The sequence below is a fragment of the Cyclobacterium sp. 1_MG-2023 genome (genome assembly GCF_030546805.1).
Lineage (GTDB): Bacteria > Bacteroidota > Bacteroidia > Cytophagales > Cyclobacteriaceae > Cyclobacterium.
This window is the reverse complement of record NZ_JAUOPC010000004.1, coordinates 64759-89268: the sequence shown is the minus strand read 5'-3', so window position 1 is coordinate 89268 and position 24510 is coordinate 64759. Positions and strand designations below refer to the sequence as shown.

Here is a 24510-nt window from a genome sequence, read left to right as displayed (position 1 = left end):
GAATACAGTTAATAATACACTTAACCAGCTTATTGGCCATTAATGCATTCGGTCACCCCTTACCTCCAGGTCTTTCATCACGTTCTTTTCATGGTTTAACCACTCTTGCCAACGCCGTTCCACCTTTTCAGGGTCCTGATATTTTTTTGCCAACTGGATAAAGTTGACATAATGCCCTGCTTCGGATATCATAAGCTCATGATAAAAAGCAGATAACTCTTCATCCTCAAGGTTTTTAGATAACAGTTTGAAACGCTCACAAGACCGGGCTTCAATGAGTGCATTCATCAATAGCAACTCTGACACCTGGTCTTTTCTACTCCCTCCCTTGCGAACAAAAGACTGAAGTTGAACTACATAATTGTCCTTCCTAGGGAAACCAAATTTAAATCCACGCTTTCTAATTTGCTGCATTACAGATTCAAAGTGCTGCCATTCTTCTGCAACCACAAGGGAAAGCACATCCACCATTTCATCGAATTCCGGGAATTTAATGATCAGGGAGATGCAAGAAGAAGCTGCTTTTTGTTCACAATAAGCATGATCCACTAAAATGGCTTCCAAACTAATGCTTGCAATGTCTACCCATCTTGGGTCGGTGGGCAATTCCAACCTTAACATTTTATTTTTTGTAGATTCTTGCCAGTCCATATTTGCTAATTAATCAAAGAAATACCAACTTATACCAAGGTCCAATGTACCCTTCAATCCGGTAAAATCTGGGGTAACAAAATAGCCGTCATTAGACATTTGTCCGGCATTCAAATGGTTGTACCTAAACAATACCCTCGTTCTATTAATTCTAAAATTTAAAAAGGCATCGGCCACGGGATAAGCATATACATTAAAATTATCCTGTAGGTAAAATTGCTGTGTTGCCGGCATATAAGCGGGTGCATAATTGTCACTTCTATATCGACCTTCAATTCCCAGTTGAACATATACGTGATCATCGAATAAAGGCCCGTCAAAGAATATCCTGGTATTGACAAACAATTCCGGGATACGGAATTTATCAGCTGCTTCCCCGGTAATCAAGGTATAATAAGCTTCCGATTGCCAGTGAAATTTCCCAGCAAAAACCAAATGAGACTCTAATCCGGGAATCACCATAAAAGCTTCTGAAGAAATTTGTTCGGGCACCATTTCTTGGTTATAAAAAATATAATTGTTAATTCTATTGATGGTTATATTCGGCCTGATTCTATAATTTTTAAAATCCCCTTTTAGTGTCCCTTTAATTTGGTCCACACCGGTACTTGAAAAATCATTTTCCCACCTATAATGATTGCCACTGTACTGCTGTTGCATCATATTTGGCTTGTATAGGGCCTTGGTATAACTAACATCCAGATATGGAGATTTAAACAATCCTTTTACTCTGTATCCATCAGGGATAAGGTATTCTCCCTCAGCTTCAAAAATCCAATTTTCATTAATTTCACCCCTCAAGGCTCCCCCAAGAGACAATTCATTAAAGGAATTATTGGAGTTAAAAAAACGACTCGCCATTCGACCGGTCCGGAATTTCAAGAATGCATTATAGTAAACAGGACCAAAGTCACCTTTAAATCCTACTTCATTTTTCCATTCCGAAAAATGACTGTGGTTGTTGGTCGTTTCTTCTATACTGTAGGGATTGTCTTCATTATCAGAATTGTATCGATTATCGTTAAAAAAATCAGCATCAGAAGTTTCTAAATCAGCAACAAAGGTGACCGCCTGCTTTGCCTTATCAAAAATGTGATAAGCTTGCCAACCTTTTAATATCTCATATTCATGATAGAGGTGGTAATTCTGTCTTAGGTCAACCGCTTGGGAATTACTCAGCCAAACCTTAGCATCTTCATAGGTAAAATAAAGGGAGGTGGTGTCAACATCAGGAGGGATAATCCCACCCTGTTCATTAACGTTATGTTTCATTCTGGTAATATTGGCCAGCAAAAAATACTTTCCATTTTCAGATTTGTAATTGGTATGGATTTCGTAAGAATCATTGACCACGTTGTGGTCATCTCTTGTGGTAGGGTTTAGGGTTTTGGTAGCCCTAATGGTATGATAAGCAATTCCAACGTTCCAATTGGGTTTGATATTTCTGGTAAAACCTACATCCAATTTATTGCGATTCCCTCCCCCAAAAAATGCTTCAATCTTGGTATGGGGAGATTTGGTATCATAATACTTTATACTGTCAGGTGAATTATGGTATAAATCATATGCATGGAAGCCTGAGGTTCTACCAATTTGAACGGGAACCTCATAAAAAACTGGTCTGGCGGCAGTTCCTAAATTGCCTAGGTCTTGGTATTTATACCAGGTATTGGCCACCGCCTCATAATTATGAAACCCCGTAAGGGAGGTATCCAGCTCCAGTTTTTTAAATGTATTGTTTTTGACAAATTTCTCATAGTAATAAAGAGAAGTTCTAGGACCGTAAACCATTTTAGTGGAATCATCAAGTAAACCTGATTTCATGGCATTTTCACTCTTCTCATTCTTTTCTTCTTCCGTAAGCGGTGCATTGGGCCTTTGTTGCTGAGCCAATACCGGAGCCGATAACAAAAAAGTTACTCCTAAAAGTGCGAAGAAGAGTTTCAGGTTAAATTTCACTTTCAGCATTTTTATTAATAATCAAGCTTTCAACCCTATTTAAGAGTTGTTCTTCTTCATTTAATGTCATTTCTATTTCCACAGGCAGGACAAAAACAGGAATACCCTTTATCATTTCTAACAATTTATTGTCCTTCAATTTTACAGCATCTTTTTCTGTAGTCAAAATCGATACGCTTTTCGCAGAATGTTTCCTATAAATTTCTGTGATCCTTTCCATATCCTGGGCTTTATAAGCATGATGATCTGGAAAAGCCAATATTTCAAGCACTCTTTTGCCTTTGCCCTCTAAAGCTAAACGAATAGGTTCTGGATCTACTATACCTGTCACCAAAATAATATTGTCTCTCAGCGTCACATCTTCTTTCACCAAAGTATAAGGTTCGCCATATTTAAGCCCTGCAAAGTAAATCGGCTTTGCTGAATTCAGGTAGGCCGAGGTTTTTGTTTTGTAATCGTTCTTCTTTTGCTCTGATAAATTTTGTGGACATTTAGTAACCACAATAATATCCGCCCTATTAATATTTACTCTCCCTTCTCTCAATCTTCCCACCGGTAAAAGATAGTCTGAGAAAAAGGGCCTTTGATAAGTAGTCAACATTATATTGAGATCTGCCAAAAGGTACCTGTGCTGAAAGGCATCATCAAGTACAATGGCCTCCACTTCCGGGTTTCCTGCAAGAATCATCGGGATGGCCAAGATTCTCTCTTCCCCTACAGCAACGCAAACCTTGTTTTTATATTTTGAATAAATCTGAAATGGTTCATCACCAATTTCTTCCGGAGAACAATCTTCTGTGGCCAATTTGTAGCCAAGAGTTTTCCTTCCATAGCCCCTACTCAAAACACTCAAATGAAATTTACCAGAAAGCCTGTTGAGCAAAAACTCAACAAAAGGCGTTTTACCTGTTCCCCCCACAGCTAAATTTCCTACTACAATTGTTGGCACCTCGAAAGGTTGACTTTTTTTAAGGCCGACGTCAAACATCCTGTTTCTCAATGCAGTGGCCCCATCATAGATTAGAGCAAAAGGAAACAGTAAAAAATCAACAAAACGCATTGGTGTTTTTTTTGTAGTTTTGAGAATAAAACGAAAGCAAATATATGGTTTATTTGATTAAGGATATCATAACTTATCTGGAAAACCTAGCACCAACAGCCTATCAGGAAAGTTATGACAATGCGGGATTAATTGTTGGTGATGCGCAGGCAGAAGTAAAAGGCATCATTTGTTCACTTGATGTGACAGAGGAAGTGGTTCAGGAAGCAATTGAAAAAAAGTGCAATCTTATTGTTGCCCACCACCCTATTGTTTTCGGAGGATTAAAGCAATTGACAGGTAAAAACTATGTTGAGCGAACGGTAATAGCCGCCATCAAAAACGACATCGCCATCTATGCAATCCATACGAATCTAGATGCTGTAAGCCAAGGGGTTAATCGGAAGATAGCTGAAAAAATAGGTTTGTTAAACCCTCAAATTCTAGCCCCTAAAAAAGGCATTGTCACCAAGCTAACCACCTTTATACCCAAAGGTGAGGAAGATGCCGTTTTAAATGAATTATTTGAAGCTGGTGCCGGAAATATTGGGAATTACTCCAATTGTAGTTTTAAATCAGAGGGCACAGGAAGTTTTCTTCCCAAAGAAGCTGCAGACCCAACCATTGGCGAAAAAGGAAAATTGACTTCTGTGGAAGAAACACGTGTAGAATTAATTTTTCCAAGCCATCTGGAACATAAGATCATCCAAACCTTAAAAAATGTCCATCCTTATGAGGAAGTTGCTTATTACCTCCAGGTGTTGGAAAATAAAAATCAGGATGTAGGTTCAGGTATGATTGGAAGATTGCCCGAACCATTGGAAGGTAAAGATTTTTTGTTTTATCTCAAGTCCTCAATGAACCTAAAGGTGCTAAAACACACCGCCATATCGAACAAAAAAGTAGAGAAAATAGCCGTTTGTGGGGGTGCAGGGGTATTTCTTTTAAATCAGGCCAAAAGATCCGGAGCCGATGTTTTTATCACCTCAGATATAAAGTACCATGAGTTCTTTGATGCAGAAAACAGTATTCTATTGACAGACATAGGACATTATGAAAGCGAAATTTATACAAAAGAACTTTTAAAAGATATATTGTCACGAAAATTTAGTAATATTGCAACCTATTTGACAAATGTAATTACAAATCCTATAAGTTACCTATAGTACATGGAAAGTCCAGTCGCACAGAAATTAGAAGCAATTCTCAACTTACAAAATATCGATTCCCGTCTTGATGCAATTTTTAAGGTGAGGGGAGCTCTTCCTGAGGAAGTCCAGGATTTAGAGGATGAAATAATAGGATACGAAACCCGTTTAAGCAAATTTAATACTGATATATCCTCAATGGAGGATGAAATCAAAAAGTATAAAGATGCCATAAAAGATTCCGAAAAACTGATCAAAAAATACCAAGATCAGCAAATGAATGTTCGGAATAACAGGGAGTATGATGCAATCACCAAAGAATTGGAATTGCAGGATCTAGAAATCCAAGTATCCAAAAAGAAAATAACCGAGACTCAAGTAAGAATTGAGAATAAGGAAAAAGATATCGCGGATCTTAACGAAATCTTAAAAGACAGGCAAAAAGACCTTGATCAAAAGAAAGGGGAACTGGATACCATTGTCTCTGAAAGCGAAAACGAAGAGAAAAAGCTTAGGAACGACAGGGAGAAAGCTGCCAAAAAGGTAGAAGACCGATTGATCAAATCTTACGACAAAATTAGAGTCAATGCAAAGAACGGTTTGGCCGTAGTATTGGTGAAACGTGGTGCTTGCGGAGGTTGTTTCAATATTGTTCCCCCTCAAAGACAAGCTGAGATCAGGGAAAGGAAAAAAATAATAGTTTGTGAACATTGTGGAAGAATTCTTGCAGGGGTGGAAGACGAAATCGTCGAAGAGCCAAAACCGAAAAGAAAAAGAAGCAAAAAATAAAAATATTAAAATCCGGAAATAAAGTTTCCGGATTTTTTTTTGACATAATCCATTTTCACTGTTGATTCGTAAATCTATATTATATATATTACGCATCTATGAAAAAGGTAATTTTGTTTTTTCTGGCCAGTATGATCGGGGTTCTTTCTTTTGGAAAAGAGAGATCGGACAAAACCTTCTTGATTATTTTTGATAGGGCTGAGCTAGCACACCATGAAGCCAGTTTGGGTCTCATGGAATTGAATATCTCCAGTATTTTTGAAACCAAACTTTACACCGGTAACTCTGAGACAGCATTAATTGTAACGGTTCCATTTGCTGACTGGACAGTCTGTGATATGGGTCAGTCCATTATAAAAGTTTCTGACAACAAAGAGTTACCTCTAGAACAAATCGCTTTTAGGATCATTGATATGGAAGCGAGTAAAAGGAACTTCAAATCCCTCCTTAGTGAGACCAAAGAAAACCAAGAGGACGTCAATAGTCCTCTGATAAAGCTTAACTTATAATTCTTTCATCGTTAGTGGTGAAGGATGGTAGCTGTCCAAATAAACCTTACCATCTTCCCTTTCCTCCAACAAATAGCAACAGAGATTTTCATGTCTGAACACATCCATATACCTTAGATCATAACCCAGCACTACGGTCATTAATATCCTAATGGCCCTGCCATGCATACAAACAAGGATATTTTTTCCACCGGTTTTAAGTATATGATCAAAAGCACGTTTTAATCTAATGGCCACTTGTTTTGGAGATTCCCCTCCCTCAATTTTAAAATCCAGCTCTCCGGTAGACCATCTTTGGAGCATATTTACATAATATTGGTTTTCCTCTTGGTCCATAGGCAAGCCTTCATAATTCCCCCAAGATATCTCATTCAAATCCAACAGCTGTTCCTGGTAAATTTCCGGCTTTAAGAATTGAGCAATAGACTGCTTTGTTCGTATAAGTCCGGAGTGATAAATATGGTCAAAAGGTACATTTTTAAAATTTTCATAAAACGCAGCAGCTTGTTTTTTACCGGTGGCATTAATAGGGGCATCGATGCCACTACCTTGCACAACTCCTTTCAGGTTGTAATCTGTTTGCCCATGCCTTACTACATATATTTTTTTAGTGCTCAAGATTCCTTAATTTTGGTTCAAGGTTCAAAGAAAAAAATTTTATCCCACATAACATGGTATTTAGTAAAAAACCCGACCTTGATTTTATAAATCAAATGGGAAAGGACAATATGCCCGGCTTTCTGGAAATTAATTTCACAAAAATTGGTGACGATTTCCTCGAAGCAGAAATGCCTGTAAACAATAAAACCAAACAACCCATGGGTTTGTTACATGGTGGGGCAAATGTGGTGCTGGCAGAAACCTTAGGTTCAATTGCTGCAATACTTACCCTAAACTTAGACACCCATTATGCGGTAGGACTGGAAATAAATGCCAATCACCTCAGAGCGGTAAAGGAGGGAAAGGTATTGGGGAGAGCTACTCCTCTGCACATTGGGAGAAAAACCCAGGTTTGGGAAATTAAAATTACTGATAACAAAGGAAAACTCTCCTGCATTAGCCGAATCACCATGGCTATATTACAGAAGTAAATTTTATGGAAGTCACCAATACTAAAATTAGCACATCAAAGGAACATCTTATCTCTTCCCTTTTTGTTAATGCTTTAAGAAAAAATGCTGCCATAGCAGTTTGGAGAAAACCTAATGCACCTAAGATTGAAATCATTATAGATGATGACCAAAATGGGATCGAAGAAAACTTGAAAGATCTCGATGAACTTCCTCCGGGATTTATGGTTCAACCTTTCCAAACATCAGGGGTTCACTCCCCTATTTATATCAAGGCAGGAAGTTATAATGCCATCCATCTGGATGATAATAATCGAAATGAAGAACAGCCTGATATTATTTCGGAATTTGAACATACAGATACTAAGACACTTACTACAGAAATAAGAAATTTTATCAGCAATACGCCAAGCAAAGCCAATACCTATTCCACCTCCAAGGAGGCATTTTTAGGTACTGTAGAAAAAGCAATTGCTGCCATTAAGTCAGGGGATCTATATAAGGTTGTCCCGGCAAAGATCAAATGCATTGATCTCCCCGACAATTTCGACCTGGCTTCTGTTTTTCTTTCGCTTTGCGAAGCTTATCCAAATGCCTTTATCAATTGTTTTTATAGTGAAAAAACGGGACTTTATATCGGGGCCAGTCCTGAAACTTTGATTAGAACCAAAGGTGATGAATTTTTCACCATGGCATTGGCCGGAACCCAAAAAGCAAAAGGAGAAAACCCGTTAAAGAATGCAGCCTGGACCCAAAAAGAAATAGAAGAGCAGGCTTTGGTCAGTCGATACATTGTAGACTGCTTTAAAAAGATTCGATTAAGAGAATACAAAGAAATTGGCCCCAAAACTACCATAGCAGGAGGACTTCTGCACCTCAAATCTGAATTTTTGGTAGATATGAAAGCGACAAACTTCCCCCAACTAGGAAGTGTGATGCTGGAATTATTGCATCCTACCTCAGCCATCTGCGGCATGCCCAAAAACCAAGCGCTAAATTTTCTACAATCGGAAGAATCCTTTGATCGGGCATATTTCTCCGGATTTATAGGGCCTGTGAATATGGATGAAGAAACTACATTGTACGTCAATCTCAGATGTGCCAAATTAGCCAATAAAAAAACCTGGCTATATGCCGGAGCGGGAATAACCGAAGACTCAGTACCGGAAAAAGAATGGGAAGAGACTGAATTGAAATGTAATATTATAGGCCAGTTTATAAAAACCGTAAAGTAATTTTGATACTTCCGCACCTTACCTACCTAGCTTCTATCTGCGCCAATAAGGGTGTCACTGAAGCGATCCTCTCTCCGGGTTCACGCTGTGCACCAGTTTCCTTGGCTTTTATTAGACATCCAGATATCCATTGCAGAATTATTCCTGATGAACGTTCTGCCGCATTTATTGCGATGGGCATGGCCCAGCAAAGAAACAAGCCTGTGGTTTTAATTTGCACCAGTGGCTCAGCCGCATTAAATTACGGCCCGGCCATTGCAGAGGCTTATTACCAGCAAATCCCTTTATTGGTGCTGACTGCTGACAGACCTGCAGAATGGATAGAACAATGGGATGGGCAAACCATTCGGCAAGAAAACATCTATGGACATCATATCAAAAACAGCTATACCTTCCCGGATGAGGTATCCCATCCGGACAAATTATGGCATGCCAAAAGAATCGTAAAAGAAGCCCTTATTCGGACAGAAGATTTCCCTATGGGGCCGGTTCATATCAATATTCCTTTACGGGAACCTTTTTATCCCCAAGCAAATGAACAATACCCTTTTGAGCTTACCGACCTCGAAGCTGATTTAGACCTTCAGCAACCCACCTCCCTCCTAAGGGAAGAAAGTGCCATTCAATTAAAAACAGAACTAAAGAAATTTCAAAAGGTATTGATTATACCGGGCCAACAGCGTCCAGATTGTAGGATAAAAGACTTACTGAAGTCTATTGCTGAAAACCACCAAGCCGTGGTAATTACTGATGCCATTAGCAATATGGCTCAGGAAACCTCAGTCCAACATCATGACTTACTTTTACTCAATCAAACTGAACAAATGGTTCCGGAGTTGATCATTAGCTTTGGAAAGTCAATTGTTTCAAAGGCCTTGAAGTTGTTTTTAAGAAAACAGAAAATTGCTCACTGGCACATACAACAAAATGATCTGGTTCCTGATACTTATCAAAATCTGAATCAAATAATTAGGCTAAAGCCAAAAACATTTTTGGAGTTCTTTCACAAAGAAGCCAATATATTGGAGGCTACCTTTGAAAATGAATGGCTGAATAAAAACGAAACTGTCAAAACCAAATTACCAGCCTTAATCAACATGGCCCCATTTGGGGAATTAAATGCATTAGAGAAAATTCTACAGGCCCTACCGGCTTATGCAAAGCTTCACATCGCCAATAGCATGGCTGTTAGAAATGTAAACTTTTTAGGTCTAGGTGGAGATGATCTTGAAATTATTTGCAATAGGGGGACAAGTGGAATTGACGGATCAAACAGTACGGCTGTGGGTTGCACATTTACCACTAAAGAACCGGTGGTGCTCCTTACTGGAGACATGGCTTTCTTTTATGACAGAAATGCATTTTGGCACCAATACAATTTACCTAACCTAAGAATTATACTATTTAATAATCAGGGAGGCGGGATTTTCCGAATGATCGATGGGCCTTCCAAATTGCCCGAATTGGATGAATATTTTGAAACCAAACAAAAACTGGATGGTAAACATTTGGCGGATGAATTTAACTTCCAATACCAGAAAGTAAAAAGTAGGGATGAATTACAATCCGGACTGCAAACATTTTTCGACAAGTCCCTAAATCCAAAACTACTGGAGATAAAGTGTGACAGTGAAACCAATACCAATACCCTGAAAATGATAAAAGAAGCACTGCTGCTAAAATAAGCAACAGCTCAGCATGTAAATAGAGTTTGTTTCTTTCAACACCAAGTGCAATCATGGTCTCCACTAATTGAGAGGGCTTTTATGCCTGTTGACCCGAGCATTCAAATGTTTATTTTAGTAAAGTAAAGCAGAACAAAGCGCTAACTTTACGGATGAATCTTTATAGTTGCTAAATTTTAATTATTTTTAGCTTGAAAAATTAATTTTAGAACAAACATTCATTTGTTTTTTCTAAATTTAACGCATTGACAATAAACCTCTAATTCATGGGACAGGAATTTACAAGCAAAGAAAACACCCCTCTGGACAATATAGAAGACTGGGAAGCTGATTTAAAAGTAAGGTATCCAAAGCCTAAGGCCGAAGAATCCAAGGAGAAATCTGATTACCGCAATTACCATGACTCCGAAAGGGTAGATACGGTCAAGGAATTTTATCGCCTCAATCACCTATACCAAACAGTCGATTTTGTAAAGGAAAAACAGGCGGAATTTCTCAATTTCGATAAAAAAGAAATGCCATTTTGGGAGGCCATTGATTACCTCAACACCTTGGTGGATGATTCTGATCCGGACACAAGTTTGGATCAACTGCAACACTTACTTCAAACATCGGAGGCCATTCGAGCAGATGGACATCCTGATTGGTTTGTGCTAACCGGATTTATTCATGATTTTGGCAAAATCCTCTGCTTATTTGGAGAACCACAATGGGCAGTTGTAGGAGATACTTTCCCAGTAGGTTGTCAACATTCAGACAAAATTGTTTATCCCGAATTTTTCGAAGCAAACCCAGACAGCAATGACGAAAGGTACAATACCAAATATGGTATTTACGAAAAAAACACCGGGCTAGACAATGTCAATATGTCTTGGGGTCACGATGAGTATTTATACCAAATGATGAAAGATCACCTGCCGGAACCGGCCTTATACATGATTAGGTACCATTCTTTTTATGCCCAACACAGGGAGAATGCGTATGATCATTTGATGAATGATCATGACAGGGAAATGTTTAAGTGGGTGGATAAATTCAATCCCTATGACTTGTATTCTAAAGTCCCTGTACCACCGGATGCAAAAGCTTTGCGACCCTATTATGAAGATTTGGTAGCAAAGTATCTTCCTGCGACCTTAAAGTTTTAATCACTACTAGCTAATAAACCCAACCTTGATTGCTGTCCGTAAAAAACCGGGCAGCAATTTAACTTTATACTATGCTCACTGCTTTAACCTTTATAGGATTTACATTATTTGTTGCAATTTTTTCATGGTACAAATTAAGGAAAGATGACATCAGCTCAAGAGATGGCTATTTCCTAGGAGGTAGATCCCTAACGGGAGGAGTAATTGCAGGCTCCATGATCCTGACCAATATCTCTACGGAGCACCTGATCGGACTTAATGGATCAGCCTATAAAAATGGGATGATTATCATCGCCTGGGAGGTTACCAGTGCCATAGCATTGGTTATTGCAGCCCTATACTTCTTACCCATTTACCTTAAAATGGGCTTAACCACCATCCCTCAATACCTTGAACAAAGGTATGACGGAACCACAAAAACCATTGTTGCTTTTTTATTGATGGTGTCCTTTGTCGTCACCTTGCTCCCCATAGTATTGTATACCGGAGCCATTAATTTGGAGAGCATATTTAATGTTTCTGAGGTGTTCAATGTAAGTCAATCTGAGGGGATTTGGATTACTGTCGTAACCATTGGGGTCATTGGTTCCATATATGCCATTTTTGGGGGTCTAAAAGCCGTGGCTTTATCAGATTCCATCAATGCCATTGGCCTATTGATTGGTGGACTGTTGGTTCCAATCTTTGCACTTTGGGATATAGGGGAAGGCAATATTATAACAGGTATGTCCAAAGTATATGAATACGCTCCAGAGAAATTTAATGTCATAGGTAAAGAAGATTCAGTCCTTCCATTCAGCACCATTTTCACAGGGCTTATGATCAATCAATTGTATTTTTGGGGGATGAATCAAACCATTATTCAGCGTGCCTTTGGTGCTAAAAACATGGCAGAAGCCCAAAAAGGCTTATTGTTTACCGGAATGATGAAAATTTTCATTCCATTGATTATTGTAATCCCGGGAATAATCGCCTATTACTATTACCAAGATCAATATTATGACAACCAGGACTTTATCTATCCTGTATTATTGACACGTGTGATGCCGCTTGGTTTGCTTGGATTTTTCGCTGCGGTTGTGCTGGGAGCGATATTAAGTACCTTTAACAGTGTTTTAAATTCTGCTGCGACTATTTTTAGCCTTGACATCTACAAAAAGCTAATAGACAAAGAGTCAAGTGACAAAAAATTAGTTTATGTAGGTCGTTTAAGTTCGCTTACCTTGGCGGTATTTGCCATTTTAATTGCTCCACTGGTAGGAAATGCCCCTGAAGGCCTTTACCAACTGATGCAGCAATTGAACGGTATCTTCTTTATTCCTATCGCTTCTATTTTAATTGCAGGTTTTTTCATACCAAAAATTACTGCAAATGGTGCCAAGGTAGGCTTATTCACAGGATTGTCTTTTTATTTATTGACCACTTTTATATTTGATTCGGGCATCCATTTCATACACATTTGGGCAATAGAATTTATCATTAATCTTTTGGTCATGTATGCTGTCAGCCATTATTTCCCCGGAAAGCCAAATACTTTTGTCAAAAAGGCTCCGGTCTTAGAAATGAAGCCTTGGAAATACGCCAAGCCAGTGTCCTTGGGGCTATGTGTCATTACCCTATTAATTTACATCTGGTTAGGTAGCTAAACTTATATTGTATTTTAGTAGGCTTGACTAGCTATTGAAAGTGGAAAAAGAGGTTATATTACCTAAAAAAGTTTACTAATTAGCGGTGCTCAGAATGTAAGTTTTTTCAACACTTATTCTGATTTTATTGGGCATTAGAAAATTTAAAATTATTGTTTAATAAATCTTAAAACATGGGTTTTAATTGTATTAAGGCCTAGTTTGCTTTTGTAAGCGGTCAGTCTATTCAATATTTTTTTTCTATTTTTGTGCTGTGAATTTTGGCAAATATAAAATAGGGGCATTTTTGATTAGAGTGGTATTGACCAATTTATTGGCTATCTTTTTAATTAGTCTTTCTGTTGCAGAAGGAGAAAAGGCCATGTACAATTTCCCCTCGCTAGACTTTGAAATTGGAATGTTGGATTATGATTATTTGGATTTCCCAACCTCCTTGACCAGAACATTCACCAATTACTCTCCCCAAAAAAACGCTTTATTACCCACTTTTTATTTGAAGGCAAATGATTTCAAAAGCCTGATAATAACTTCATTAAATATTCCCAAAAGAATCTGTACATCAACTTCACTCAGGCAACTGAAACGAATCATCTCTTTGGTGATTTGTAAGAATGCGCCTTGAGTTAAGTTCAAACTGTATGTTTTAGTTTTTGAAGCAAAAATGTATAGGTAAATGTCAGAAAACGCCCCTTAATAATCCGGTAAATATACCTTATAAACATTGCTAAGGCTATTTTACCATAAAATCTAAGTATCAATTTATTGTAATTTTAACTTTATTTAAAAGAAATGTTAAACACAAACCAATGGTTCAGGTCTTCCTTTTTGGAATACCGAACAATCATCACATTGCTTTATTTGGCAGGGATAGCTTTCACATCCGTGTCATGTAGTGAGGGAAACGGAAAAGGCAAAAAGAATGCTGAAGTATTGGAAGTTCCGGTCTTTACTTTATCTCCCAAAAGCATCGAAGTGCCCCAAACTTATGTTTGTGACCTTCAGGCCATCCAGTTTGTTGAGGTTAGATCTAAGGTGGAAGGATTTGTTGAGAACATTTATGTAGATGAAGGGGAAAGCGTTAAAAAGGGTCAACCTTTATTTCAGCTGTCCTCTGCTGAATACAATGAATTGGTAAATTCAGCACAAGCAAAACTGATGCAAGCAAAAGCAGAAGAGAAATCTGCTAACTTAGAAGTGGAAAGGCTTAAAGTGCTTGTAGACAAAAAAATCTATTCCCAATCTGAGTTAGAGTTGGCCCAGTCTAAAAAAGAAATGGCTCAATCGGCGATTTTGGAAGCACAATCCATGCTGAAAAATGCTCAAGTTGGCTTGTCATATACTACTGTAAAGGCTCCGTTTGACGGGATCGTGGATAGAATCCCTTATAAGACCGGTAGCCTTGTGAAAAGTGGTGACTTATTGACCAACATCACAGACATTAGTGAAATTTTCGCTTACTATAGAATTACTGAGAATGAATACCTTGAGTTCATGCGAGGTGAATTAGACAAGGAATCAGATAATGAGGAAATGAATCAGCAGGTGACAGAAACCTTGCAAAAAGAACAAGAAGAAATTTCTCTGATCATGTCTGATGGTGTGGTTTATCCATACAAAGGAAAATTAGAAACCATGGAAGCAGATTTTGAACAAGGTACAGGTTCCATTGCTTTAAGGGTAAGGTTTCCTAATCCGGATCAACTGATCAAGCATGGTGCTAGTGGTAAAGTGCAAATGAAAAGTATGCTTAATGACGTTTACCTTATACCTCAAAAATCTACTTTTGAGATTCAAGAGTACAATTATGTGTATTTGGTAGACAGTGAAAACAAAGTCAATGTCCGTAGTTTCCGTCCTTTGGGAAGACATGGGTTATTTTATATCGCTCAAGACTTCAGCCCCAATGACAAAGTTGTTTTAGAAGGTATACAATTATTGAAAGATGATGTAACCGTTAAAACAAATCCTGTTGGAGAAGAAGAAATTTACAAATCCTTGGACATCAGCCTTTAAAGGTTAAAAATACTTTCACATGTTTGATTTATTTATAAAAAGGCCTATCCTGTCTACGGTGATCTCAATTTTGATCACTTTGCTAGGATTATTAGCCCTGCTGGGATTACCAGTGACGCAATTCCCGGAAATTGTTCCTCCTTCCGTTACCGTAACTTCACAATATCGTGGTGCAAACGCGGAAGTTATCACCAAAGCTGTTACTACACCTCTGGAAAGAGCCATTAATGGTGTGCCAGGGATGACATACATGTCCTCGGTAAACACCAATGACGGTGTTTCTGTAATTACCGTTTTCTTTAATGTAGGTACAGATCCAGACCAGGCGGCTGTAAACGTACAAAACAGGGTGGCAACCGTAGTGGATGAACTCCCTGAGGAAGTTATTCGTGCGGGTGTAATGACTGAGAAAGAAGTTAACTCCATGTTACTTTACCTCAATCTGATTACTTCTGACACCACACAAGATGAAAAGTTTGTCTATAACTTTGCTGACATTAATATCCTTTCTGAATTAAAAAGAATTGATGGTGTAGGTAGAGCTGAAATTATGGGTAACAGGGATTATGCCATGAGGATTTGGTTAAATCCAGATAGAATGGTGGCTTACAACTTAACTCCACAAGATATCAGTGATGCCATACAAAGCCAGAATGTAGAAGCAGCACCGGGTAAATCAGGGATTAGCTCTGATAGAGATCCACAGGCACTTCAGTATGTTTTGAAATATACCGGTAAATTTAACCAAAAAGAGGATTATGAAAACATCACACTTAAAGCTCTTCCTGATGGTTCTTTATTGAAAATTCGAGATGTTGCTGAAGTAGAATTTGATTCTGAAGATTACAATATGGTATCGATGACGGATGGTCAGCCATCTGCCTCCATCATGATCAAACAAAGACCAGGCTCTAATGCAAGGGAAGTAATTCAGAATATAAAGGATAAAATGGCTGAATTGCAGGTATCGTCATTTCCTCCGGGCATGTCCTATAACATCTCCTATGACGTATCTCGATTCCTAGATGCTTCCATATCCGAGGTGGTGAAGACATTAATTGAGGCCTTCTTATTGGTATCCTTCGTGGTTTTTATCTTTCTTCAGGATTGGAGATCTACCCTTATTCCTGCCATAGCCGTACCAGTTTCACTTATCGGTACATTCTTTTTCATGAGTTTATTTGGCTTTTCAATCAATATGCTCACCCTGTTTGCGATGGTATTGGCCATAGGTATTGTGGTGGATAATGCCATTGTGGTGGTGGAAGCCGTTCACGTGAAAATGCATGAAGATGGACTAAATGCACAAGAAGCTACCTTTGCGGCAATGAAAGAGATAGGAGGCGCTATTATCGCTATTACCTTGGTAATGTCTGCTGTATTTGTTCCAGTTAGTTTTCTATCAGGTCCGGTAGGGATTTTCTACAGGCAATTTTCATTAACGCTTGCTATCGCCATTGTAATTTCAGGTATTAATGCACTTACTTTATCTCCTGCTTTGTGTAGTATTCTTTTAAAGCCGGTTCATCATGAAGGCAAAAAGAATATATTGAGTAGGTTTTTCGTCAAATTCAACGAAAAATACGATGGGTTCTCTGGGAAATACGCCAAACTTATTGGTAAAACTGCTGGACGAAAATCATTAACTTTTGGCGTTTTAATAATGTTTTTTGCCCTTACCTATGGCATGACATTCATACTACCCTCAGGATTTATTCCAAACGAGGATCAGGGCATGATCTACGTTAATGTGACCACACCTCCAGGTTCTACCATGGATAGAACGCAGCAAATAATGGACGATGTGCAAGCTTCTATTCTTCCTTTTGAGGAAGTGGAAACGATTTCCACGTTGGCAGGTTACAGTCTCTTAACAGAAACTGCCGGTGCCTCATATGGTATGGGTATGATCAACCTTGTTGGTTGGGATGACCGTGAAGAGAATGTAAATGACCTTATCATCAAATACCAAGAAAGAACAGCTCATATTACTGGAGCATCCATTCAGTTTTTTGCACCACCTCCTGTTCCGGGATTTGGTAATGCTTCAGGTTTTGAATTGCAAATGCAAGACAGGACCGGTGGAGATTTAGCCTTTACGGCATCTACAGTTGAAGATTTTCTTAATGAGGTAAGGGCAAGGCCAGAAATACAAGATGTATTTACCAACTTTGACCCTTCTTTCCCTCAATATATTTTAAGGGTGGATCATGATAAGGCTGCAAAACTTGGTGTAGACATTAGAGAATCAATGGCGACCCTACAGAGTTTTATCGGTAGCTATTACAGTTCCAATTTCATTCAATTTGGACAGATGTATAAGGTGATGCTTCAGGCCTCTCCTGAATTTAGGACAAATCCTGAATCACTCCTAAAAATGTACACCAAAAACAATCAAGGTGAGATGGTCCCTTATTCCAACTTTGTCAATTTGGAAAGAATATACGGTCCGGAACAATTGACGAGGTACAATATGTTTATCTCAGCCATGATCAATGGAGATGCTGCACCGGGTTATTCTAGTGGAGATGCCATCCGAGCAGTGGAAGAAACTGCAGTAGCGACCTTGCCTAGAGGCTTCAATATTGATTGGTCTGGTATCACTAGGGAACAAATCGCTTCAGGTAATCAGGCGGTGTACATCTTCCTTATCTGTTTGGTTTTTGTATACCTATTACTAGCAGCCCAGTATGAGAGTTATTTACTTCCGCTTCCGGTAATTTTATCCTTACCGGCCGGTATATTCGGATCCTTCTTATTGTTACAAATTACCGGACTGGAAAACAATATCTATGCGCAGGTATCATTGGTAATGCTTATAGGTTTGTTGGGTAAAAATGCCATCCTAATCATTGAGATTGCGGTTCAATCAAGAGAAAAAGGAATGGGTATTTTGGAATCCGGAGTACATGCTGCCGTAGAAAGGCTGCGCCCAATTTTAATGACCTCTTTTGCCTTTATTAGTGGTCTAATTCCTCTTGCATTGGCCAGTGGAGCCGGAGCAATTGGTAACCGAACCATTGGTACAGCAGCTGCAGGTGGTATGTTCATTGGTACTTTTGTAGGAATTATTTTAATTCCGGGTTTGTATGTGGCTTTTGAATCACTTTCGGCTTATTTAAACAATAAGCCAGATAAAGCCCCTGTTACCGAAAAGGTGATCAATTCTACTGATCTTAAAACATCCTAAGGAAGAGACGATGGCCGGATTTATTCCTGCCATCGTCTCTAAAACTGAACAAAATCATGAACAAAAATTCATACCAATATATCGTATTAATCCTCTTGGTGATAAGTAGCCTATCAGCTTGCAAGGTTGAAAAGGCCTCTTTGGAGAATATCAAGGCACCACCATCAAGTTACCAAGGCAGCCAATTTGAAGGTGACAGCACCAATTTAGCCATGGTACAATGGCAAGCCTTTTTTGCTGATGAACACTTAAACCGATTGATTGAAAAAGGGCTAGAAAACAACCAGGAAGTTGCAAAAACCCTGGCGAATATCAGGATTGCAAGAGCAGCATTGTCCCGAGCAAAAATGGGCCAATTGCCTGAACTCAATTTAACTGCCGGTAGTAGTGTCAGAAAGTTTGGAGATTATACCATGGATGGAGTTGGTAATGACGACACCAACCTTTCTTCGAGTGTTCCTGAAGACAAGAAGATCCCTACCCCATATAAGGATTTTATGGTAGGAGCTGAATTCAATTGGGAGCTTGACATTTGGGGAAAATTAAACATGCGCAAAAAGCAGGCATTCTCTGAATACATGTCTTCAGTGGAAATGGGTAACCTTGCTCGTACCTGGTTGATTGCAGAAATAGCTAAAAACTATTACAACATTATCGGCCTAGATGAGGAAATAGAAACCTTATTGTCCAATATTGCCTTTCAAGAACAAGCTTTCGAACTTGGAAAAAGCTTAAAAAATGCCGGTAAAGAAAGTCAATTGTCTATTGATCAATTCGAGGCATTGATGTTGAATTCAAAAGGAATCCTTGTAAGGAAGCGTAGAGAGTTGAAACAGGCAGAATTAAATCTTTCTTATTTAATAGGTACTTATCCTGAGAATATTCAAAGGGAATCACTTTCTGAAGTCAATGTTTTACCACCTGTTTTGGAAATAGGTCTTCCTTCTACCCTACTTACCAAACGACCTGATGTCAGAGCTGCCGAGCAAACATTGCAGGCAAATAATTTGGAAGTAGGTATCGCACGTACCGCCTTTTTTCCAACATTCAATCTTTATGGGATGGCCGGATACAATGCTTTTGATTTTAGCAAACTCTTTCTAAACCCTGCTTCAACGATCTACCAATTAGGTGGTGGCTTGGTTGCTCCGGTATTTAACCGTAGCAGGATAAAGGCAGCTTACGAAACAGCCAAAGCCAAACAAAAGGTTGCATTGTATGATTATGAACAAACAGTTTTGGGTGGTTATTTGGAAGTTTTGGGTCTGGTCAATGAGTACCAAACTTTAAAAGATGAGTTAACTCTCAAAACAGACGAGGTTCTCGTGCAGAGACGATCTGTGGACAATGCCAATACCATGTTTAAAGTAGGTTATGCAGATTATTTAGATGTAATCAATAGTCAATCCAATTCTTTGGCCTCTGAACTAGATTATATAGAATTAAAAGTTCAACAATTACAAAGTATTGTGAGCCTTTACAGAGCCTTAGGTGGCGGCTGGGAAGAGTAAAAAATAAAACCCCAACCAAATCTAAGCGAAACGCTTATCAAATCCTCAAGACTAAATTGTCTTGGGGATTTTTTTTATGTCAAATAGAATTATTAAACACTAATCTAAGCGAATTTTTTAATAGACTTCCTTGAGGCGCTTGAGATCACTCCCTGAGTAATGTCAGGATTAGGCTCACTTTAAGCCATTTGAGCGAACTGAATTTATCTTTCAATTCCCTACCTAGGTATATACTGATCCCTCAATATAAATGAAGCGGTGAAAATATTTTCGATTGAAGCCAAAGTTGTTTTTTTAATCCCGGCATTGACTTAATTTCGTTAAACTAAGTCAATCTTCCCCCTAACCTTTACCAAGTCTCTATAACTATGGAAAGTGAATCATTTATAAATGAAACATTTGATCAAGTCGATTATTCCGAAAACCGAATGGAAGGTGAAGCCTACGAACAATGCCTCTTCTCCAACTGTAATTTCTTTAATAGTGATCTTTGCAGGATAGAGTTTATGGATTGTCAATTTTTTAATTGCAACTTTTCCATGACCAGTATTATAGATGCGGCTTTTAAAAATGTGGCATTTCAACAATGTAAATTAATGGGAATAGATTTCAGTAAATGTGATGACTTTTTATTTTCGGCTTCCTTTACGGGTTGCACTCTTGATTATTCCATTTTTCAAGCCAAGAACTTAAAGAAAGCCAAGTTTGACCACTGCTCATTAAAGGACGTTGACTTTTCTAATGCTGACCTAAGCTTTGCTATATTTGATACATGTAACCTACTTCAAGCCACATTTTATAACAGTATATTAGAAAAGGCTGATTTCAGGACAGCTATTAACTACAGTTTTGATCCGGCATACAACAAAATTAAAAAAGCTAAATTCTCCCTGGAAGGATTACCCGGTTTATTATCTAAATACAACATAGAAGTGAATTATTGACCTATTCCAAGGTCTAAGCCATAAATGTTTCCTGTTTTGAAATATTAACCCTTACTATTTCAGTTCGGCATTATTTTAGTGAACAACCTATTAAATTTTTCAATGGTTGGTTCAAATTATTCATAAATGTCAAAAAGGAAAACATCTAAATGGCCCTATATAATTTCATTTATATTTTTAGGAAGCTTAATCAGCTTGTATTTTCTCAATTCATCTGTCCATCAATTTTTCAACGAAGCCTGGGAGGTGTTGGGAAGCAATGATGAACAAAGAATATCAAATTGGGTGAACCAGTTTGAGTTCTGGGGTCCATTAATAATTGTTGCAGCAATGGTGGTCCAAATGTTTATGTTTATCATTCCTTCTTTCCTGTTGATGGTCGTTACTGTTTTAGCCTACGGCCCTTGGTTAGGGTCAGGAATTATTCTTATAGCTATATTTACAGCTTCAAGCATAGGGTATGGGGTAGGAGTCAATTTTGGCACACCAGTTATCGATCGTTTGCTAGGAGAAAAAACCGATAAAAAAATCACCGGCTTTTTAGAGGATTATGGTTTCTGGGCCGTTATTGTAACTAGGTTATCTCCTTTTCTCTCAAATGACGCCATCAGTATCATTGCAGGTATGCTTCGGATGGGCTATTGGAGATTTATAGGATCTACAATGCTAGGTATATTACCTTTAACAGCTGCAATAGCCATATTAGGAGAAAACAGAGAGGAGATGAAGACCGGTTTAATTTGGTTAGGGGCTGTGAGTTTGGTAGGATTTATCATATATGTTTGGTGGGATAAAAAAAGGAGAAATAAAAATTAAGTCCCTCGCCTAAAATAAATTAAGCGAGGGATTTACAAGCAAAGAATTCAAGCTAATGATTTTGGGAATTTTAATCCATTGTACCGCTATTTTCTACCCACTCTCCATTTAGCATTACTTTCTTAATGGAATACATGGATTTAATATCCTTAGAAGGATTACCTTCTACCAAAATTAAATCGGCTAACTTCCCTTTTTCAATGCTTCCCAATCTTTCTTCAGTACGGAAATATTCCGCATTGATAATGGTACTACTAGAGATTACTTCTAATGGACTCATACCTGCTGCAATTAGCAATTCCATTTCTCTTTGGTAAGCAAGTCCGGGTTTTACATATCGACCTGAATTGTGAGATCCTATAACAATTTTAACCCCTGCCTTATGAGCCATGCCTACAAATTCAAGCATGTTTTTAAATCCTTTGGCCTCATATTCTTTCACGCCATCGTCACCAAATTGCTTTTCAAATGTGGCAAGAGTCGGTGACAATACTACATTGTTTTTGGCAGCCAAAGCAAGTACCTCTTTCACTCGGTCAGAAGATAAATCTATTTTTGACCACAACTGATACCTTCCTGCCCTACGGTTATTGCTGTCTTCCTGAACTGAATTCCTGAATTCTTCTGCATCTTTTGGGTCAGCAATAGAAGTACCAAAAGAAGTGACATGTTCAATCCCTTTTAAACCTGCTAAAATTGCATCGTCAGCATCTACCAATTCCAAGTGGGCCACTACAGGTATCTTATGAAAATCAGCTGTTTTAACCACTGTTTCTATGTACTTTAAAGGAAGTCTAAAATAAATTTTTATCCCGGATGCTCCATTCTCAACATACTCCCCAATTTGGGACCTGATATGATCTGCATCTTTCACTAAAGTGGCCTGTTGAACATATACTCCCGGGTAACCATCAAGGTGTGCACCGGTCACATAAACTCTGGGCATTTGGGTAGTAGCAAAATGCTGTGCCTGATAAAACCTGATGGGATGACCGGGATCTCTCATGGTAGTTACACCATTCCTAAGTAGGTTACTTAGAGATTTGTTATTATTGGCACTATGGAAATGAGCATCAATTAGTCCCGGTAAAAGGCTCATTCCTTTCCCTTCTGTAACTTCTGCACCCTGAGGTATACTAACGCTATTTTCCGGTCCAATTTCAACAATTCTGTTTCCTTTGACCACCACTGTAATATTTTCACTAACAGGTCCGCCTAAACCATCGATAAGTCGAAGGCCTACTATCGCTTTTACCCTATCACCTGAAGGGCCTTCCGGTGGATTTATCTCCAATAAGGAAGGATTGGCCTCATTTTGAGAAAAAACCTTATTTGTGAAGAGCATGAGCCCAAGGCAAATCAACATTACCAGAGATCTAGAATCTTTAATTACAGTCATTTTTTATGTTATTTTGTGATATTTATCTATTAACTTTTTCTATTTGGATTATAAAAATATTGGCTAAAAGCCAAATAGTTTACGTTACCAAAATCTTTCAAGAAACTTAAGCATAAACAACAATCCCAACTTGATTATTGAAAAACCCCTTCCTAAAATACCATTAGCTTCTAAAGCTAAGTTGTTATTTTTATTTATTGAAATTTTGGTATAGGAATTAAAGAACATTAATTTAATATTTCACTTTGATCCAATTATTTTGGGTGACATTTGAAGTAGTCAAAGAGTCGATTTCGTAAAGCGTGGCAGTAGCATTTTCACCGGAGTACATTCCATTCATAAAATGGCAATCTGCAACTTGTGCTTGAATTCTAACAAGGGATTGACCATTTCCTATAATATTCATGGCATGGATAGAATTAATTTTTCCTGGCAGAGATTCCTCCCCATATCCCCTACCTCCGATGAGGATGGCATCATGACGACCCTCGTTGGCTTTAAAAACCACTCCATTGATATAAACATGGTGAATTCCGGCCTGATCACTAGCCCTAATAGCAATGGCGCGATACCTATTTTCACAGGAAATATTGGTGATCACTACCTGTTCTATATCATCTTCTGGTCCATACCACCTACTGGCTGTTACCATACTGTCAGTAATGTCCCCATTTTTTTTAACAAGTTCAGGGGCTGTATCGAGATTGGATAGTGCTATAAAATCATCTCCGGTGACTCCGGAAATATTGTCAATTCTAAAATTTTTACAGCCTTGCCTCAAATTGATCCCATCTTTATTAGACACCATATGCTGTTCTCCATTGACCCTTACAAATTCCTCATTGAAAATGGTTAGGTCAGATAGTTCGGCACCTATAGTGCGCTCAAAACTTATGGTCCAGCCATGGGTGTTTTCAAACCTTACATTTTTAATTGTAAAGTTTTTTACATAGCCGATTAACATCATTATGTTTCTCCAGTCGCCTTTTTGTTTCATCTCAGGGTTACCCGCATCTGTGCCATAGCTAACTCTCCAATTCCCTTTATCCTGCTCTTCCTTTGGATTCAATGTCAGCATTCTTGCTCCGTCTCCAGTAGACCTAGGATTGCTTGCCCCCTTCAAAATGGCTTTCCCTATCCCATATATATTTATATTTTCATTCCATTCAGGGTTAGTTATTCCTAATCCCACGTTATCGGATCTAAACATATTGTCCCTGCTGGAATTTGATAGTTGAAGGGTACAATTGTCTAAAATTAGCGTGAGATTGCTTGGTAATAAAATGGCACTATCGATCATCCAAATGTTGGTACCATTGGCATTAACCCTTGGTATACGTACCAAATTCGAAGTGTTTTTGGCTTTTTGAATGGCCTGTAAAATCCGCTCTGTATCTGTACCATCGAAGTCATTGGGGTTGACTGATGCCTGCCCAGTCATTGCAAAGACATTAGCAGGTTTTATTAATATAAAGTTTACGAAAAAGACACTTATTACAAACGCAATTAAATACTTGGGCATAAGGAGTTTAAATCTATATGGATTAATCTTCACAACTGTTTATTTAGGCAATTGTAAAAATAACTAAAACATGAATTTATCGAATAATTGTAAGTAAATTCAATATTATAACCATTTTAAACTCGGATTATGTAATAGGATTCGTGATAGCCTGTCCCGTGTTTACGGGAAGTGTTGCAATCGCAAGAAAATCAGGCTGTTTGGAGATTTTAGCATAGCACCGCTATGGTGAAATT

At 38.3% G+C, this 24510-nt stretch carries 20 protein-coding genes; 14 read left to right on the top strand and 6 right to left on the bottom strand.

Annotated features, from left to right (window positions below; genetic code table 11):
* Positions 1 to 39: 39 nt before the first annotated feature.
* Genes Q4534_RS07100 through lpxK form a run of 3 tightly spaced genes read right to left on the bottom strand, consistent with a single transcriptional unit; the run spans position 40 to position 3670 of the window.
* Complete coding sequence (locus Q4534_RS07100; protein ID WP_303612468.1) at positions 40 to 651, bottom strand: tRNA-(ms[2]io[6]A)-hydroxylase; 612 nt, start codon at positions 649 to 651, stop codon at positions 40 to 42.
* A 9-nt stretch (positions 652 to 660) separates the two neighbouring features.
* Positions 661 to 2619, bottom strand: coding sequence for a putative porin (locus tag Q4534_RS07095; RefSeq protein WP_303612467.1), 1959 nt, complete (start codon positions 2617 to 2619; stop codon positions 661 to 663).
* Complete coding sequence (gene lpxK, locus Q4534_RS07090) at positions 2600 to 3670, bottom strand: tetraacyldisaccharide 4'-kinase (RefSeq protein WP_303612466.1); 1071 nt, start codon at positions 3668 to 3670, stop codon at positions 2600 to 2602. Before lpxK ends, Q4534_RS07095 begins: the two co-directional genes overlap by 20 nt.
* Before the next feature lie 44 nt (positions 3671 to 3714).
* Here lpxK and Q4534_RS07085 point away from each other — a divergent pair, with 44 nt between their 5' ends.
* The 3 genes from Q4534_RS07085 to Q4534_RS07075 all read left to right on the top strand — a co-directional run bounded on the left by Q4534_RS07085 (position 3715) and on the right by Q4534_RS07075 (position 6095).
* Positions 3715 to 4815 carry a Nif3-like dinuclear metal center hexameric protein gene (locus Q4534_RS07085; protein WP_303612465.1) on the top strand — a complete coding sequence of 367 codons (1101 nt, stop codon included), beginning with the start codon at positions 3715 to 3717 and terminating at the stop codon, positions 4813 to 4815.
* A gap of 3 nt (positions 4816 to 4818) precedes the next feature.
* Entirely contained in the window at positions 4819 to 5586 is a 768-nt protein-coding gene (locus tag Q4534_RS07080; RefSeq protein ID WP_303612464.1) for a zinc ribbon domain-containing protein, read from the top strand.
* Between the two features lie 98 nt (positions 5587 to 5684).
* A complete protein-coding gene (locus Q4534_RS07075; protein WP_303612463.1) occupies positions 5685 to 6095 on the top strand; it encodes a hypothetical protein in 411 nt (136 codons plus the stop codon).
* Here the strand turns inward: Q4534_RS07075 and Q4534_RS07070 are convergent.
* Positions 6090 to 6713 (bottom strand): histidine phosphatase family protein, encoded by a 624-nt coding sequence (locus tag Q4534_RS07070; protein WP_303612462.1) that lies wholly within the window; start codon positions 6711 to 6713, stop codon positions 6090 to 6092. The genes Q4534_RS07075 and Q4534_RS07070 overlap by 6 nt on opposite strands.
* Positions 6714 to 6766: 53 nt before the next feature.
* On the opposite strand from Q4534_RS07070, the gene Q4534_RS07065 reads away from it, so the two are divergent.
* The 11 genes from Q4534_RS07065 (at position 6767) to Q4534_RS07015 (ending at position 21353) form a co-directional block, all read left to right on the top strand.
* Positions 6767 to 7186: a hotdog fold thioesterase gene (locus Q4534_RS07065; RefSeq protein ID WP_014021190.1), complete on the top strand. Its 420-nt coding sequence runs from the start codon at positions 6767 to 6769 to the stop codon at positions 7184 to 7186.
* A 5-nt stretch (positions 7187 to 7191) separates the two neighbouring features.
* Complete coding sequence (locus Q4534_RS07060) at positions 7192 to 8400, top strand: chorismate-binding protein (protein WP_303612461.1); 1209 nt, start codon at positions 7192 to 7194, stop codon at positions 8398 to 8400.
* Between the two features lie 2 nt (positions 8401 to 8402).
* A complete protein-coding gene (menD, locus tag Q4534_RS07055; protein ID WP_303612460.1) occupies positions 8403 to 10085 on the top strand; it encodes a 2-succinyl-5-enolpyruvyl-6-hydroxy-3-cyclohexene-1-carboxylic-acid synthase in 1683 nt (560 codons plus the stop codon).
* A 266-nt stretch (positions 10086 to 10351) separates the two neighbouring features.
* Entirely contained in the window at positions 10352 to 11233 is an 882-nt protein-coding gene (locus Q4534_RS07050; RefSeq protein WP_303612459.1) for an inositol oxygenase family protein, read from the top strand.
* Between the two features lie 71 nt (positions 11234 to 11304).
* Positions 11305 to 12879, top strand: a complete 1575-nt coding sequence (locus tag Q4534_RS07045) for a solute:sodium symporter family transporter (protein WP_303612458.1) — start codon at positions 11305 to 11307, stop codon at positions 12877 to 12879.
* Positions 12880 to 13165: 286 nt separating this feature from the next.
* On the top strand, positions 13166 to 13501 hold the full coding sequence (locus Q4534_RS07040) for a hypothetical protein (protein ID WP_303612457.1): 336 nt from the start codon (positions 13166 to 13168) through the stop codon (positions 13499 to 13501).
* A gap of 167 nt (positions 13502 to 13668) precedes the next feature.
* Positions 13669 to 14892: an efflux RND transporter periplasmic adaptor subunit gene (locus tag Q4534_RS07035; protein ID WP_303612456.1), complete on the top strand. Its 1224-nt coding sequence runs from the start codon at positions 13669 to 13671 to the stop codon at positions 14890 to 14892.
* Positions 14893 to 14911: 19 nt separating this feature from the next.
* Complete coding sequence (locus tag Q4534_RS07030; protein WP_303612455.1) at positions 14912 to 18082, top strand: efflux RND transporter permease subunit; 3171 nt, start codon at positions 14912 to 14914, stop codon at positions 18080 to 18082.
* A gap of 56 nt (positions 18083 to 18138) precedes the next feature.
* Positions 18139 to 19593 (top strand): TolC family protein, encoded by a 1455-nt coding sequence (locus tag Q4534_RS07025; RefSeq protein ID WP_303612454.1) that lies wholly within the window; start codon positions 18139 to 18141, stop codon positions 19591 to 19593.
* 368 nt (positions 19594 to 19961) lie between these two features.
* On the top strand, positions 19962 to 20537 hold the full coding sequence (locus Q4534_RS07020) for a pentapeptide repeat-containing protein (protein WP_303612453.1): 576 nt from the start codon (positions 19962 to 19964) through the stop codon (positions 20535 to 20537).
* A 126-nt stretch (positions 20538 to 20663) separates the two neighbouring features.
* On the top strand, positions 20664 to 21353 hold the full coding sequence (locus Q4534_RS07015) for a TVP38/TMEM64 family protein (RefSeq protein ID WP_303612452.1): 690 nt from the start codon (positions 20664 to 20666) through the stop codon (positions 21351 to 21353).
* Between the two features lie 70 nt (positions 21354 to 21423).
* On the opposite strand, the gene Q4534_RS07010 is transcribed toward Q4534_RS07015, so the two are convergent.
* Complete coding sequence (locus Q4534_RS07010) at positions 21424 to 22752, bottom strand: amidohydrolase family protein (RefSeq protein WP_303612451.1); 1329 nt, start codon at positions 22750 to 22752, stop codon at positions 21424 to 21426.
* A 232-nt stretch (positions 22753 to 22984) separates the two neighbouring features.
* Positions 22985 to 24274 (bottom strand): glycosyl hydrolase family 28 protein, encoded by a 1290-nt coding sequence (locus Q4534_RS07005; protein WP_303612450.1) that lies wholly within the window; start codon positions 24272 to 24274, stop codon positions 22985 to 22987.
* Positions 24275 to 24510: the final 236 nt, after the last annotated feature.